This window comes from Legionella anisa (assembly GCF_001467525.1).
Lineage (GTDB): Bacteria > Pseudomonadota > Gammaproteobacteria > Legionellales > Legionellaceae > Legionella > Legionella anisa.
Window position 1 is genome coordinate 1 of record NZ_LNXS01000008.1, and the last position, 14,404, is coordinate 14,404.

Below are 14,404 nucleotides of genomic sequence, written 5' to 3' on the forward strand. Positions count from 1 at the left end.
GTGAAGTATTTAGGTATCTATGTATTGATAATATTGGCTTTTTTCTAGTTACTTTACATAATCACCTACTTTCCACAATAAACTCTTGTTATTGACAAGCGTGAGTGCCCTAATTCAAGGCTAATTATTTGGCGTGCTTTTCTATCCATGGCTTTTTCTATTGGATTCATGTCTTTGAATTTTTTTCCGCCTTCAAATGGACATAGCATTCCTTGGTTTTTTGGATCAAATAATTGGGTGAGATCTTTATATCGTCTCTGGGCATAAGCATGTCTTAAGCCATGCAATTTACTAACCCTCATGGCTTTCGCTTGTTCTTCATAATGACTTAAGTGCTGCTTATAGGTTCTATTTGAAGGGATGAGCGATTCCCCAGCCCTTACTAACTGAGAAACCTTTGTTAACCATTGACGTTGTGCTTCATTTATTATGTTTAGTGTTCTGCCTATGCCTCCTTTTGTCCAACTTGGTTTAATAATCAAGCTATTCCCATGTTGTGCTTCACTAAGCGTGAATTTCATGGATTCTTCACGCCTTAGGCCAAAAAGCATTTGACCTTCAAGTGATAATCTAATGTAAGGATCAGTGCACTTAGATAAGTCAATATGATGAATCGCTTTGTTAATCGAAGATACATAAGAGCGTTGGCTAATATTGTATGCACTATTTTCTGGCTTAATGAGTTTCGGATTATCCAACAGACAGGCTGCTTTGCGTAGTTTGGCCATATAGTTTTTAATTGTTCCTGGATTTTTTCCTTCAGATTTCCAGTGATCTACTAGCACGTAGATATGTTTTGCTTTTAATCCTTTTATATGGCCAATTTTATAGCCAAGTTCATGTAAATCTTTTACACATCGAAAGAGCATATGACGCATGTCTGATTGGCTAGCATAGGAATGGCCATATGCTTTTTTAACTAATTCGTTGATTGAAAATTTTGCTGAACGCAATTTTGTATTACTCATGCAGATAACTCCATAACGTTCGTCTGGATTGCAGTCCCATTTCACGCATGATGGTTTGTTTCGCCAAGTAAGGAGATAAGATTTGACTCAGTTCCGGATACATACTTTTGGCATAAAAACAGCGGTAGCTTTTTGATGATGGCAAGCCTATTTTTTTCATTTCATGGCTGTATGCGCCACGTACAGAATGATAACCATAAGTTAAAATCAAATTTTGTTCTTTACATAGTTTTTGAAGTGAGTTGTTTACTTCAGATTGCCTATCATTTCTAACAGGAATCCTCCTGTCATGGTTGTTTGTGGCAATATCCCTTGTAATCCATAGTGCATTTTCCTGAATATGAATAGCAGGATTTAGACGCATTGATTCACTAAGTGTTAATCCAAAATAAACTTGGAATTCGAGTAATATTTTTGCAATAGGATTTTCTAGTGTTTCAAAACTATTATTTGGGAAGTGGATTGTCTTGGAGCGAAATTTAGTGCTTTTAATTCGCAAATGTTGGTTACTAATATCAGGGATTGTATGATCAACGCTCTGAAAAAATCTACGAATGATGGTCATGTATTTCATGATGGTTTTGGGATTGATCTCCTCTTTTTGCCAATGAGCAACGAGTTGCACCATATGATCATGAGTAACTGCATGCCATTTTGGGGGAACATGCCCAATATGATATAAATCACGAATCATTTTGTGTAATACAAAATGACGGTGCTTTTTAGCGCGGAATGAACCTGTGTGATTGTGTTTACAATACTGATCTACTTGTTGTCTGAGCTGATTTTTTCTCATCTGTAACCCTCTAAAACTATTTGCCCTGGTATTTTGTTTAGTGTTGGTAGAGCGGCCTGCAAGGTTGCAGTACCAGGCGTAGTGCCTCAAGGCTCAGTTCAGGGGCAAATCAGTTTTAAACTACAAACTTCTATTGGCCTGATTACATTGGTACTACTTTTTTTGTGGTGATGATCTCCTTAGGTTTAATGGTTTTAAATACAACAAAGCCTTACAAACTATTGTTGCGCACGGGGCAATACAGAGAGGGTATTGTGAGGTTCCAATTCTTAAAGAATTGTATTGCTTTTTATTACAATAGATTCTGTGAAGTGCAGATGGTGTTTTGTTCTCGACTTATCGTTCTACCACAAGATTAGAGAATGAGAGTGGCTATTGCATAAGACCTGTTAAGGTTTCGCCGGAATCACACCGGTCTCGTCAGTTATGCTTAATATTACATTAGCAAAACGATTTGTGTTGGGCAAGGGCTTTTAAATTATTATTTTGAGCAATCGCGTTGCACGCGCTTGCTCAATGATGAATAGTGAGTTGAATTTATTGAAAAATTTCGCAGCCCTTCGGCTGCGTCACTGCGGGTAAATCCTCAGTGACGCAGCCGAGAAAAATGCGAAGAGAAGTTGTGTGGGTAAAGATATTATATTATTCTGAACTCAGTTAAGACTCATTTAGGAGTCTGGCCCGAAGCATAGTTTTATTTATTAAGGATGAAATTGTGAAAAAATTGATTTTTATTTTGTTGTGTTTTCCTACGATGATTTTTGCAAATCCAGCTCAAGAAAGTACGAACATAGAAACATTTAAACAGTTGTGTAAAAATGCCAAAGATGCTTCTATGCGAGAGCATTATTGCAAGCTTTTTGAACAGCAGAAAAAAGCCGAAGCAATATCTCAAGATTTTGAGAAAAGCAAATCATTAACTTAGTCGTGGGATTTTGAATAATTTTTATGGCATTGTCGGATATAGGGGGTTCACTATAATTCAATGCCATATTCTAAGAGAATTAAATTCATTCAGCCCAAGATAATTCTGCTTAGTGATTGGTTAGTGAGCTTTTGTTTTTGTTGCATATGGATAAAATATGCCTGATCAGTCTCGAAGCATCCTGTAAGCCGGAGTAATTTCAAAGTCGCCATCAATTGATCATAAACGTCAATTAATTCAGCTAATTTCGTACTTAGGGGGTTACATACAATAATCTTTGGATGAAACTGCACAACAAAATTGATTTGTTTGCCCTTAAACTCTTTTTTCTTAGCGAGCAACTCTTCAAATCGCTTAATTTCAGATGCAAATTCATTGGTTAGAGAATTGAGTTGTTGTTCTATCTCGTGCAACATCTTAAGAGCCATGGGATTTTGCTTACGATATTGCCCAATGGCAATATTCATCTTATGCAAGATAGCATCAATAAATAGCCTATCACCGCTAATTTTTCTCTCGAATAATTTATACACTTCACGGGTACGAAGGTTTAAAGTAATTTCTGCTTTCATATTAATCTCCAAGGTTATCATCTAATTGATTTATTGCATGAATAGCACTTTTGATATCCTTGGGGGCTAATCCATCGTTCACAGGTAAGGGTATTCTTACCTTGTATAGCTCTCCGCCATTCACTAAAACAAAGGCTTGCCCTTTGGGCAATGAGATAATGTCATTGACATCAATCATAGGTACTGCGGTGGTTTGTACTCGATCTTCATTGGTGGTGTTAAAATAAACGCCATCCTCGCCATGGGGTGTGTCGTTGACCATGGACACTTGAGTGTGCTCGACCACGCCAATTTTTGGTAATACTTTGACTAATAAATTGGCTGTTTCTTCATTTTTAACACGTAACATGATGAGGGTATTTAAATTTCCTTCAGTCACCTCTGCTTTGGCTTTTGAACCTAGCGCCACCTCCATATCTTGTTTGGTCTGAGCATAAGCTGTGACTTGAAACCCAGCTCCACCTGCTTTATTTAAAATTTTGACAAATGAGTCTTGGATGATTTCAGAAAGCTCATCACAATGGAGATTGAGTCGGTAATTCGCGTTACTTTCCTTATATATTTTTCCAGCAGTGGATACTAAATCTGACAAAAAGGCTTTACCGACTGCTTGGGCGATATTGGGGTTTGTTAAGCTATCCAGCCCGATATAGATGACTTGTTTGTTTTTTATTGCACTCATCAACTCGATTTCACAATTGCTTTTATGAAATGAGAAGATCTTTGAGGCATTACTTTTATTAATCTCTGATAACACAGGGCCGACACTGGCCGTGATTTTATCGTAATAATTTTTGTCCATGATGGCAGCATCAAACAGATCAATGAGTACTTGATCATGAAGGCTTTCGACATTGCCTGAAGTGATGGTTTTACTGATATGCTCTTGTAAATATTTCACCACCGCCTTTGTGCGGCTCATAGGCGGTGGTGTATTGCCGTATTTATCTATACGACAATCATTATTAGCAATGATTTCTTCTATTTTTTCATGATAATTTGGATCATGTGTGGGGAGTATGGCATCAGAATAGGCCATTAGTAGTTGATCCAATCGATTGATGTAAAACCCTATAGAAGTATAAGAAATAAGTTGTTTCATTTCCTCAAGGCAGATGGCTACAATATTCACATATTTCCAGGCAAAGGCTGCAAACTGTTTTCCTTCGCCCTCAGCTTGAATCGCATCGGTAACACGTGTAGCAACCTCACTGACTTGATCATAGTTTTTGAGCGGATTGTAGTGAGCAGACAATTCAGGAAAACCTAAATGCACCACTCTAAAATCATGTAATCTGCCACTAGCTTTGCAGGCTGAGTACATATCACGAACTAAATCTAAATCTCCTTTGGGGTCAACGACAATCACTGCATCGCCATTTCTAATATCCTGATTAATTAGGATGCTTGCTAGGCGTGTTTTACCAACTCGAGTTGTGCCCACTACAAAAGTATGACCAACTCGAACTTCTTGCGGGATATAGACAGAACTATCTTTTTCACCTAACCCATGTAGGTATGAGCAGCCACCTACGGGTGGATCAGGTTTGAATGGATTAAATCTTAATGGGGTATTAAACAGTTGGGTCAATAATGAACTGTCGTGGTTTTTGCAATAATCACGTACTTTGCGATAGCAAGCATTTCGTTGCATAAACGATTCATTTCTAATTTGTTTAATTTGATGCAATCGCTGCGTATGATGAGGCAACCAACGAAACCCTTTACCAAGAAACAACCATTTCTTGGACAATGGCACTTCGGTAGTGGATAAAGCATAATAAGGCATGGCAATAAGTCTGCGGTGATAACGCTTAATGCGAAAAGCCTGATATCCTCTCACTAGACCTAATGTTATAAGGTTGAGTGCTGCATAGACTCCCATGTTTTGTGTGAGTAGAAACAGGTGTGGGTGAGCGACAGTGAGCCATGCCAGTGAAGTACAGGTCAGGAAGGTATAGAATTCAGTGGGTTCGCGCAAAAGGTTTTCAACGGGATATTGGCTCATGATTTATCTCCACCAAACGAGTAATTCAAAAAGGATTAGGGCCGCAAGCAGGTAGTATTTTGCTTGCAAAGCCAATTTAATTTGAGCCTCATCAAGTTCATGTTGGCGTTGATTTACTATGCCTGTAATCAGTTTTGGCCAAGCCCAATAAAACGCTAGATAAAACAGCATATGGCAGATTAAAAAGCCTATTTGATGGGTTTTGAAAAAGTCATTCATGGTGCTAAGTTCAGTACTGAATCGCATCAAAAAAGGCACTAATAACAAAAGTAATACCACTGGCAGAATGAATTTGCTTATGCCTATAATGGATTTATAGAACCGTTTATTTAACATGGAAAACACTCCTATGATTAGGAAGAACAACCCAACACAGTCGGTGGTTTTGAAGGGATTGAAAACACTTGGCAAGATAAGTCTTCTTGCTTTGCAAGCGATTGTTGCCTTTGCTTCCGATGAAAAAGATAAACCACACTATGTTGCGGGGAAGGCAACCGAACTTTATGAAGATGGTGCAATCAGTGGTTCTGAATACGCCAGACACATTCATGGAGACTAGTTTCATTTTACTTTCCCCATGCTGGCTATTTTTGCCCCTTGCTTGATGGTATCCACACCTGAGTTAGCAACTTTGTTACTGTGTTGCGCTGCGTCATTGACCAAAGCACCAAGAGCTGCCCCTGCTTCTCCACCAAAATGACTGGACAGTTTTAAGAGCAACATGGGTGCAATAAAGTAGAATAAAACCGCCATATTGCGCATAGCTGCAATGGCATCGTTTTGCCCTAAAGGATCAAGAACACTGCGCTCGACAAAACCCACCAGATGCCACAGGTATTGTAGGAAAATCGCCATGATAAACAGACCGCAAATACTGCCTAAAGCTTTGGGGTTATAACCACTTAAAGCCAAAATCACAGGGGTCAATATAATCAGGAAGAAATACAAAAAGGCCTGCATGACTGGTAGTGTTTGCATAATAGCCTCGCGCTTTAACGGCGTTGAGACCCAAGATTTTGTCAATTGTCCGATATTCACTAACCCATGAGAAATGGCACCACCAAATGCGCCATTTGTATTGCCCATTAGGTTTTTCATGCTGTTAGCTTGCATGTCACGGCTGTCATTAAGCAGCATCTTGGCAATATAGTCTTCTGAGCTTAATTGTGAACCCCAGGCTTTGGGGTGGTTATTTTTGAAAGTACGTACTCTGTCCAAAACTGCGTAATAGCTAAGGTGGTTGTCAAAGACACTGGCGTTATTGGCAACGAACACCAAATCTGTTTTAAGTTTTTTCCACCATTGATTGCAGCTGGGATAACCTTGCTCTGGCAGGTGTTTGGCATCAATATCACCACGTTCTGCTGCTTTTTCGAGATTCTTGTTGGGGGCTTCGTTAAAGGTAAAGCCAGGTACGGGTTGTCTTGCATAAATCTTATCGTAGTATAGTGTTTGATAGACTTTGGAACCCACCCATTTCAAATCTTCCTCACCACCGTATTTTTTTAAAATGTCATTGACTTTGGTTTTGTCGTGCGGTTCATTGTGATATTGACTTCTGGCCTCAAGGAAGCATTGTCTGTGAAAATTCAATGCTTGTTCACGTACATCGGCAGGTAAATAGGTGGAAATTAAATCGCCTTCAATCGCTTGTAAACTGTCGGTGCAACCCGTCACTTTCATCAAGCCGTAGGTAATCCCTGACATGTAATTTTGCAAGAGTGCAAAACCAATAGGCATTTTGACATTGGGAGTCAGTACGTCTGCAAATGCTTCATCATAAGTAGTACCTGTATCTTTTAAAGTAGAGGTTTTTGCATCTGTTCCTTTTTTTATACCGCACATGGGCTTAAAACTCATGGCTTTTTCTTCCAATGGCACACAGGGGTAGATAAAGATGCCGCAAATCAAAAAAGTAATTGCCAATTCATAAAGAAAATGATTCAAGGCATACTCTGCCGCGTGATGTGTGGCACCAGAAGGTGCCAGCACATTTTTTAAGAATCGATACCCTACCATAAGAAAACCAAGATATAACAACCCGGTTTGCCACAGGGCATTAAAAATCACCTCATATTGCTGCCAGCCTAAATAGGTGGTGTACAAAGATAAAGGGCTAAATACGACCATCTTATGCTCCTTTCGAATCAGGTTTCGCATAGACTGCGCCATTTTTAACTTGCGATTGTTCATGGTCATCACCAGGCAAGCCCTTGGCTATATCGCTACCTCGCATATCCATCAAAAGACCTAAGGTTTCAGTCATCATTTTTTTACGAACTTCGCTTTCAAAAGCTAAAGAATGAATGTCATCATCGAGTTTCTTTAAGGCAAATTTCACCATATCAAGCGCGGGTTTTAAGTTTTGTACTTCTTGTATTTGTAAACCAGCTTGTAAAATACGGCGCATCATTAAGGCTTTATCGAGCATGTTTTGTACAGCAATTTCCTCAGCCAATTTGGAAACAGTCAAGATTTGTTCTTCACGCGGCATACGTTGTATGGTGATGATGATTTCATCTGTAATCATCAAGTTGGATGCACTAACCATTTTGAGTTTTTCTTCAGTCAACGGCCATTTTTTGTCTACTAGATTCCACAGTGCTTTAGATACATTGGAAGTACAGGTATTGGAGCTGTCGCAACTTTGTAATAACGCGGATAATCCAATGCCAGCTTTGGCATCGTGTTTGGTTTTATCTGCATCTGTAGCGGTGCTTACATGAATATCACCTAATACTTTTACTGCCCATTGACTGGCATCAGCGGGCGTTGGCCAAGTGTGTGTCATGGGTGTTTTGGTATCTGGCTTCTTCTCATTATTAAGCGGTTTGCGATTTAGTAAAATGTTATAACCCGCAATGACTACATCGTTAATGACTTTGATAGGCCGTTGGTATGTTCCACCAGCATTTCCGCTTTCCCGACCTATCCAGGGCAGTCCATATTCGTCTCGTTTTTTAGCAATACTTTTAGCCGTTGAAGTCACATCCACATTTTCAGTTTTCGCTCGTTTTGCTGCCTCAAGCCAGCCCTGACTATCAGACACAGAAAGCATACTTTCCATAGGTGATTGCCCCTCTTCCAGAGTCTTTTTCACATCCTGACAATCTTTTACTTTGACGCTAAATTCATTCTGTGCGTAGCTGGCCGTATTTTGCAGTACGTTATAAAGCGCAGGCATGGATTGTTGTAGTTTATACAGTGGAAAGCCTGCAACAGATCCTTTGAGGTTATCAATAATACCGCCAGGAATATTCATGGCAGAAGACTTCATATCCTGAAAGGTATTGGTAATAGAGACTACAGGATTAAATCCATTACAGGTAAAGCCAAGCCGCCCATCGACATTACCACCAATAGTGATGGTTTGGTCATTATTAACAGGGGGTACATATAGATTGGATGAACCACCCAACTTGTAATAATAATCCGATTCATTAGGCATAAAAGAACTGGCAAAGAGCATTTTTGGTAGCATTAATGTAATTAAAGACATAGACAGTTTGTGCATGATTAACTCCTATCGTTTTTGAGGATGTCCCACTTTGGGGAATGAAAGTGCGCGAAGCAATTTCCCTTCATGGGCAATACAGCCTCGATATTTTCGCCAAACTACAAAGACATAATTCCCATTACCTGCTTTGTCATCTTCTACACCCATATCGCTGGTATCATTAAAGTTGAGGTTGCGGTTTTTGGGGTATACTTCCTGCCAGATGATGTTTTTGTTGTGGCCATCGAATACGATATTGGCTACTACGCAATTAGCACCACAAGAATTACTGGTGCTCTGGGTCACATGAAGACTGTTTTTATTGGTCACGATGTCTGCTGCATGAAGGGCTGCAACAACGGATGCTCTAAAGCGTGAGGGCTGCGTGACTCGCATAATCCTTGGGATTTCATGTCCCCACGACTGTGTTGCGGATCCTATGTCATGATTGAATAACAGATGAGGATGAGTTGCCATATAAGCAATTTCAGCAAGCTCTGTGCGGTCTGATACGGCATCAGCCTCACTGATGTAGTAAGGAGAACCAAAACGTGTTTCAGGTTTATGTGATAAATAAGGGAAACGATAAAGACCTGCGGGGCTGCCAATTATATCAACAACCCGTGTGCGTTCTTCATTGATGTGCATGGCTGAGGTTTGTCCTGCATCATCGCCAAAACCTAGTGCTGAACCAGTCGCTAGTAGATAGGTTTTTTGATACAAGGCTTGGCTTGCCGGATTTTCATAAAGTGCACGTGCTTCAATCCATGGATTGGTTTCAGGGCGATTAGCCACTGTGACAATTAAGTCAGGTAAAAACTGCTCGATTGCAGGAACAGCCACCAGCTTAGGCGGAAGTTTTCCAACTGCCCAAGTACAGGAACCAATTACCTTGTAATGACTGTTGGTAAAGATCCTGCCCAATACCTTGGTGGCAATACCAAAACTGCTAATAGGACTAGGTGGCTCTATGCTTTCTCTTGCATGGATGGATGTGCTAATCATCATAGAAATAAGCATCATGATTTTTGCTTTGTTTTTTATTTTCGAGAAGGTCGGCAAGCAGTTCAGCGGCTTTAAGGACATCATGTTGTTTCTCCAGGGAATGGCGTTGTGCTTTTTCAGATTTTTCAGTCATTAAAAGAGCAAGTAAGTAGCGAGGTGGAATTACACGAAATAATCCTTGATAACGTGAGCCTAATAAAACTGCTTCTGCATATAAGCCTTTTTGTGAATCAATATCTCTAATTAAAGCTTCTTGTTGCGGAGTTAATGATTTAAAGCGTTTGACATCGCCAATTTCCTTTTCATCAAGGCCTAATAAAATCCAGGTTTCAATTAGCGATAAAATCTTGGTGGCTTTTTCCGAATTCATATCGGTGACGTTTTGGGTAATAGCAACCAGCCAAAGACCTAATTTTCTGGCTACTTTGGCAACCAATAAACATACGGTCACCACTGAAGGAATTTGAAATTGCAAATGAGATTCATCAATAAAAAGAAAGGTTGGTCTGTTGTCGTTTTGAGTAGCTTCTGCCATAGCCAATATTCTTGGTAATAAAGAGACCATTACTAAAGCGAGCTTTCCGGTATCATCTTTAATCGCGGAGATATCAACATGAAAAATATCAAAATCTCCTAAAGGTTCAGTTGGCACATTAAAAAAGCGTGATTTGGCGCTGTTAATGACATAACTGTTTAATCGGTCGTGCATATCTAAAATGCGGTCTTTCTTGCGAGCCACCGTTTCTTTATCCAATCGCCGTTTAAAAGCACTCACGACATGTTCAGTCAGCATTTGCGGTATGTCATGTTTAAAAGACGTTAAGATGGCATCACTTAATACTTCAATTAACAATGTTTCATCGGCTAAGGTAAATTGCTCTTCTTCCAACGCATTGGCTTCAGTAATCATGGTACGCAATGCCAAAGCCAGTTCTGCCAAATACGATCGAGATCCATCATCACAGGATAAATCTTCCGAACTGGCAGGCTGTTCGAGATTTGCTTTGAGCGCCATAATTTTTTGCGCAATTAGAGCTGCCTGCTCTACATTTAAATTGTCTGTTATTCCAGGAATGGCTTTATAGGCCTCACAAAAAGGATTTAATGGAACAGCTTCATTTTTCTTATTGCTAAGTAATAACTGCTTTGTTTTTTTGCCATGGGCTTTGGCATGAAGGAGCATACGATCAAAAGAATTACCCATTTCAAAAAGAATGATGCGGGCATTTTTAGTGGCCATCAACGAATTAATCATCCAGCCAGTAGCCACTGATTTGCCGCCACCGGAATTGGCAAACAAGGCCATGTGGGAGTTTTGGCTGATAAAATCATGATGCAACACATCAAAGAGTACTGGTTCTCCTAAACGGTTAAAAAAGGTGAAACAGGGAAGGTGTCTTGCTCCCTGGTTGCGGCCATACACGGGCAGTAAAGAGGCTAATTCAGACGCATACATCAATCTGTCAAAGCGCAAATATTGGCGAGCGTATTGTGGGATGAAATTAAAAGGTAAGGCATTGAGATAACTGTTGATGGGATGAATGTCGAAACCAGAAGAAATCAAAGGCATTTTGGCTTCAATAAATAATTCTTTTAGCTCTTTTTCAATGCGTACTGCCTGGTCTTTTGTGTTGGCACGATAAAAAATAGATTGATTAACCCAAAACAGACGGTTTCCTATAGACAATTCATCTCGTGCAGTTTTGATATCCTCTCTGACTTGTGACGGTTTAAGGCTTGTTCCTACGATGCCTTTTTCAAGACGAATCAGATGCGCATCTAAGGCTTCATCATTTTCAAAGACAACCTGAATAGTGTAGGTAGCACCTTCTGGCAACTTATCTAAAAGTGCGTATCGGTGTTTGGGATTGGCTTGTGGTTTTTCACGAGATAAAAGACCAATTTCAGGTGCTTCTTTCAGACCATCGATATAAAGAATACGATGAATCATCTCATCAAATATAAACCCATGCTCATCACTTTGCGGTTCATGAAACAAAATATTCTGACTTAAGGTATAGCCTGCTGGTTTTTTGTCTTTAGGGTAAGGAAAACGAGCCAGTAGTTCTTCAGCGTTAGCTGCAAACCACCGCACCAACCACTGATAATAATCTTTACCGGTTAGTCGTTTTAGTTGAAGACCAGGTGATAGTAATTTGCTTTCAATCTGAGCCATGACTTCCTGATGTTCGGCAAGTGCCTGTTCTCTAGTGGTTTGCGTTTTTTGATAGAGGCGATAAAACAAAACCCTGATTCGTCTTCGTCTGCCGCGATAGGGTGCATCGGTTTTTGGATCAACAAACAATCCTTCGGGTCTTGTCATCTTGCAAAACAGATCATCCAACCTTGCCAAATAGTCACGAGTGAAGGATGTATCAGCAATGTCTGGTGCAATGCTTTGTTGAATATGATTAAGAACAGGTTTTAAACTGTATTCGTCATTGACATACATTTGCATTACCCAAGGATCTTGTTTGTGCAAAGGTACGACCGTGGCAAAAGTATCACGAATTTTGCTAAATACAGCGTATAAATGTTCGGTAGATGTTGCTTCTGCTGGAATGGATGCTAATTCAAAGCCTGAACCAATGCTGACTCCATCATTGAGTAAAAAGAGATTAAGTTCATCACTAAAATCTACCATGGACAATTGATTGGCAAAGGAAGGGTTGTGATTCTCAAATCTTTTTTTTATGTTTTGTTGCGTTAATGCTGGTTTATTGGGTTGTCCTAACAGCCAGTCACTTACTTGGCTGAATAATTTCATTATTTACCTCTTAATAGTGCTCGGAAGCTAATGCAAATTGATTTTGTTTATAGAGAAAAAAGGCTGTGGTATAGCCTGGTTTTAACAATTGCTCATCACCAATGACAGCAACATGAGGAAACACATAAATCGGAACTTGTGGGTTATCCAAAGGCTTGAATAAATGTTGGATCTCGTTGGAAGCATCTCGTGTATACCCTGAATAATTCACGGTTTTAGCCTGTCTTTTAGGTACAGACCAGCCAGGCATGGCCTCGCCAAGGCTTTGCTGATAAAGTTGGCTAACAGTCAATCCTCCTTCGGGAATTGCCGTGGAGCCAACTGTCTTTGAGGCGCAAGCACTAAGCACCAAGACGCTACCTAAGGCTAAAATCATGTGCAGTTTGTTGTAAATGGCCATAATCTAATACTCTCCCATTGGTTTCTTTATCAAGGTTGATGGTTTGTGTGACGTGAAATGAAAGTTGTGTCGGTCTGTATCGTTGAGATGCTGGAACAAAAACCATATCGAAGCTGCCTTGAATGCGTTTTTCTAGCCAATCAGCAGCTTTAACTGTTCCCTGGGAAAGCGCACCACCCAAAGCATAATTGCCCATGGAGCCGGTAGGTATGCCTGTCGCACCATTCGCATTGGCGGTATAGCTCATTTGCCACTGGGAAAGTGCATTACCAAACCCTTTAATCCCATCAGAAGCCACAAGTGCTGTAAGTACTTTTGGAGCATTAGTAAAATACTGGCCTTTAATGCAGGGATTACCAAAAGCGGTGGTGAGATAACCTAAACTTTCGTTATTGACCATTTCAGCTGTTCCAGTCATTTGCTCTTTACCCACGGTCACAAAATGGCCGTCATCAAAAACAAACAAAGCAGAGGTCACATAGGCTCGAACACAGCTGATGTTATCCAAAAACGAACCAACACCGATTGCATAACCATTAACTTTCATACCTGAAATATTGGGAGGCAAAGGGATACCATTAGCAGCCATTAAATCACCACGATTAATAATGGCTGAGAAGGGAAATAAAGGCTGCATGAGCTTGCCTTCAACTGGTACCTCACCAATCAGTGCTGATAACAAGGTAGTTCTGCCTAAATCGGAGCCTGCTGGAATGGTGTAATAGGGAATACTTTTTTTATCTTTACTATTTAAAGCCGCTGTTTTAACTTTTTGGGTTAATGCTTGCTTTTTTTTCTTTAATCCCTCCCAATAGGCTTGTTCATTAGGATTTTGTTCACGTTTCATTAATAAAGCATCGATGTCCTTAACACTTTGTTCTTTGGTAAGAGTCGATTCTCCATTGACGGTGTAGGATTGAAAGTTTTGTTGGGATTCTTGACTGGTTTTGACATTGGCCAATTCGGATTTTAGTTGTTCTATTTCTTTAAGCAACTCAGGATTATAAGAAGTCTGCACATTTTCCTTTTTACCTTTGAGTTGCTTGTTTTCCGATTCAAGACTGGCAAGTTTCTTTTCGGTTTCCTGTAGTCTTGCAGCAACATCACGGATGTTGTCATTAAACTGACTGGCAATGGCTTCATTCAGATTATTGGGATCGTGGCGAGTGGCTTCGGGTTCACGGTCATGATGTTTGCTGTTCATCATAATGAGTGCAACAACCGCGATCACAGTTCCAGTTAATATTTTCAGTCCAGCATTTTTTTTCATCGTACATACTCCCGACTTGCCGAAAGTGCTATGCCAAAGGGTCTGTCTGATACCAGAAATACCGTGGTAGACTCTTTCTTACCACGAGGTGATAGAGTGTTGGTGGGGTAAAAGGTGTGTCCTTTCGGCAAGGCTGCGTAAAAAATATTTTTAAATTTTATCATTTAGGGGTTGACAGTGTTTTAGGCCATTTTTTC

Annotated in this window: 13 protein-coding genes and 1 pseudogene; 2 read left to right on the top strand and 12 right to left on the bottom strand. The window is 40.0% G+C overall.

Annotation, left to right across the window (positions count from 1 at the left end):
- Positions 1 to 65: 65 nt before the first annotated feature.
- Both Lani_RS03355 and Lani_RS03360 read right to left on the bottom strand, forming a co-directional pair.
- The gene (locus tag Lani_RS03355) at positions 66 to 968 is read right to left on the bottom strand and encodes a phage integrase N-terminal domain-containing protein (RefSeq protein WP_058388398.1); all 903 of its coding nucleotides are present in this window, start codon (positions 966 to 968) and stop codon (positions 66 to 68) included.
- Positions 961 to 1,764 carry a phage integrase N-terminal domain-containing protein gene (locus tag Lani_RS03360; protein ID WP_019235720.1) on the bottom strand — a complete coding sequence of 268 codons (804 nt, stop codon included), beginning with the start codon at positions 1,762 to 1,764 and terminating at the stop codon, positions 961 to 963. The genes Lani_RS03355 and Lani_RS03360 overlap by 8 nt, the downstream gene beginning before the upstream one ends.
- Before the next feature lie 715 nt (positions 1,765 to 2,479).
- On the opposite strand from Lani_RS03360, the gene Lani_RS03365 reads away from it, so the two are divergent.
- Entirely contained in the window at positions 2,480 to 2,689 is a 210-nt protein-coding gene (locus Lani_RS03365) for a hypothetical protein (RefSeq protein ID WP_019235721.1), read from the top strand.
- A gap of 89 nt (positions 2,690 to 2,778) precedes the next feature.
- Here Lani_RS03365 and Lani_RS03370 read toward each other — a convergent pair whose 3' ends face one another.
- The 3 genes from Lani_RS03370 to Lani_RS03380 are packed head-to-tail and all read right to left on the bottom strand — an operon-like array spanning position 2,779 to position 5,605.
- Positions 2,779 to 3,261 (bottom strand): AcaB family transcriptional regulator, encoded by a 483-nt coding sequence (locus tag Lani_RS03370; protein WP_040523618.1) that lies wholly within the window; start codon positions 3,259 to 3,261, stop codon positions 2,779 to 2,781.
- A gap of 1 nt (position 3,262) precedes the next feature.
- Positions 3,263 to 5,269 (bottom strand): type IV conjugative transfer system coupling protein TraD, encoded by a 2,007-nt coding sequence (gene traD / locus Lani_RS03375; protein ID WP_019235723.1) that lies wholly within the window; start codon positions 5,267 to 5,269, stop codon positions 3,263 to 3,265.
- Positions 5,270 to 5,272: 3 nt separating this feature from the next.
- On the bottom strand, positions 5,273 to 5,605 hold the full coding sequence (locus tag Lani_RS03380; RefSeq protein ID WP_019235724.1) for a hypothetical protein: 333 nt from the start codon (positions 5,603 to 5,605) through the stop codon (positions 5,273 to 5,275).
- Positions 5,606 to 5,618: 13 nt separating this feature from the next.
- On the opposite strand from Lani_RS03380, the gene Lani_RS03385 reads away from it, so the two are divergent.
- Positions 5,619 to 5,828: a hypothetical protein gene (locus Lani_RS03385; protein ID WP_040523623.1), complete on the top strand. Its 210-nt coding sequence runs from the start codon at positions 5,619 to 5,621 to the stop codon at positions 5,826 to 5,828.
- Between the two features lie 2 nt (positions 5,829 to 5,830).
- Here Lani_RS03385 and Lani_RS03390 read toward each other — a convergent pair whose 3' ends face one another.
- From Lani_RS03390 to Lani_RS21085, 7 genes and pseudogenes are all read right to left on the bottom strand, one after another.
- A complete protein-coding gene (locus Lani_RS03390) occupies positions 5,831 to 7,399 on the bottom strand; it encodes a conjugal transfer protein TraG N-terminal domain-containing protein (protein ID WP_019235726.1) in 1,569 nt (522 codons plus the stop codon).
- A 1-nt stretch (position 7,400) separates the two neighbouring features.
- Complete coding sequence (locus tag Lani_RS03395; protein ID WP_019235727.1) at positions 7,401 to 8,783, bottom strand: integrating conjugative element protein; 1,383 nt, start codon at positions 8,781 to 8,783, stop codon at positions 7,401 to 7,403.
- A gap of 9 nt (positions 8,784 to 8,792) precedes the next feature.
- Positions 8,793 to 9,788: a TIGR03756 family integrating conjugative element protein gene (locus tag Lani_RS03400; protein WP_019235728.1), complete on the bottom strand. Its 996-nt coding sequence runs from the start codon at positions 9,786 to 9,788 to the stop codon at positions 8,793 to 8,795.
- A complete protein-coding gene (locus Lani_RS03405; RefSeq protein ID WP_019235729.1) occupies positions 9,763 to 12,537 on the bottom strand; it encodes a conjugative transfer ATPase in 2,775 nt (924 codons plus the stop codon). Before Lani_RS03405 ends, Lani_RS03400 begins: the two co-directional genes overlap by 26 nt.
- A gap of 10 nt (positions 12,538 to 12,547) precedes the next feature.
- The gene (locus tag Lani_RS03410; RefSeq protein WP_040523620.1) at positions 12,548 to 12,937 is read right to left on the bottom strand and encodes a TIGR03751 family conjugal transfer lipoprotein; all 390 of its coding nucleotides are present in this window, start codon (positions 12,935 to 12,937) and stop codon (positions 12,548 to 12,550) included.
- Positions 12,894 to 14,207 carry a TIGR03752 family integrating conjugative element protein gene (locus Lani_RS03415; RefSeq protein WP_058388399.1) on the bottom strand — a complete coding sequence of 438 codons (1,314 nt, stop codon included), beginning with the start codon at positions 14,205 to 14,207 and terminating at the stop codon, positions 12,894 to 12,896. The genes Lani_RS03410 and Lani_RS03415 overlap by 44 nt, the downstream gene beginning before the upstream one ends.
- Positions 14,204 to 14,323 (bottom strand): annotated as a pseudogene (locus tag Lani_RS21085) (TIGR03749 family integrating conjugative element protein); the annotation flags it as partial. The pseudogene Lani_RS21085 and the gene Lani_RS03415, both read right to left, overlap by 4 nt.
- Positions 14,324 to 14,404 lie beyond the last annotated feature (81 nt).

What these genes read in the sequence shown, in the direction of transcription:
- Lani_RS03405 (WP_019235729.1), bottom strand. Translation starts at nt 12,537, where the DNA reads ATGAAATTATTCAGCCAAGTAAGTGACTGGCTGTTAGGACAACCCAAT.
- Lani_RS03395 (WP_019235727.1), bottom strand. Translation starts at nt 8,783, where the DNA reads ATGCACAAACTGTCTATGTCTTTAATTACATTAATGCTACCAAAAATG.
- Lani_RS03410 (WP_040523620.1), bottom strand. Translation starts at nt 12,937, where the DNA reads ATGGCCATTTACAACAAACTGCACATGATTTTAGCCTTAGGTAGCGTC.
- Lani_RS03370 (WP_040523618.1), bottom strand. Translation starts at nt 3,261, where the DNA reads ATGAAAGCAGAAATTACTTTAAACCTTCGTACCCGTGAAGTGTATAAA.
- Lani_RS03380 (WP_019235724.1), bottom strand. Translation starts at nt 5,605, where the DNA reads ATGTTAAATAAACGGTTCTATAAATCCATTATAGGCATAAGCAAATTC.
- Lani_RS03390 (WP_019235726.1), bottom strand. Translation starts at nt 7,399, where the DNA reads ATGGTCGTATTTAGCCCTTTATCTTTGTACACCACCTATTTAGGCTGG.
- Lani_RS03360 (WP_019235720.1), bottom strand. Translation starts at nt 1,764, where the DNA reads ATGAGAAAAAATCAGCTCAGACAACAAGTAGATCAGTATTGTAAACAC.
- Lani_RS03385 (WP_040523623.1), top strand. Translation starts at nt 5,619, where the DNA reads ATGATTAGGAAGAACAACCCAACACAGTCGGTGGTTTTGAAGGGATTG.
- Lani_RS03400 (WP_019235728.1), bottom strand. Translation starts at nt 9,788, where the DNA reads ATGATGCTTATTTCTATGATGATTAGCACATCCATCCATGCAAGAGAA.
- Lani_RS03415 (WP_058388399.1), bottom strand. Translation starts at nt 14,207, where the DNA reads ATGAAAAAAAATGCTGGACTGAAAATATTAACTGGAACTGTGATCGCG.
- traD (WP_019235723.1), bottom strand. Translation starts at nt 5,269, where the DNA reads ATGAGCCAATATCCCGTTGAAAACCTTTTGCGCGAACCCACTGAATTC.
- Lani_RS03355 (WP_058388398.1), bottom strand. Translation starts at nt 968, where the DNA reads ATGAGTAATACAAAATTGCGTTCAGCAAAATTTTCAATCAACGAATTA.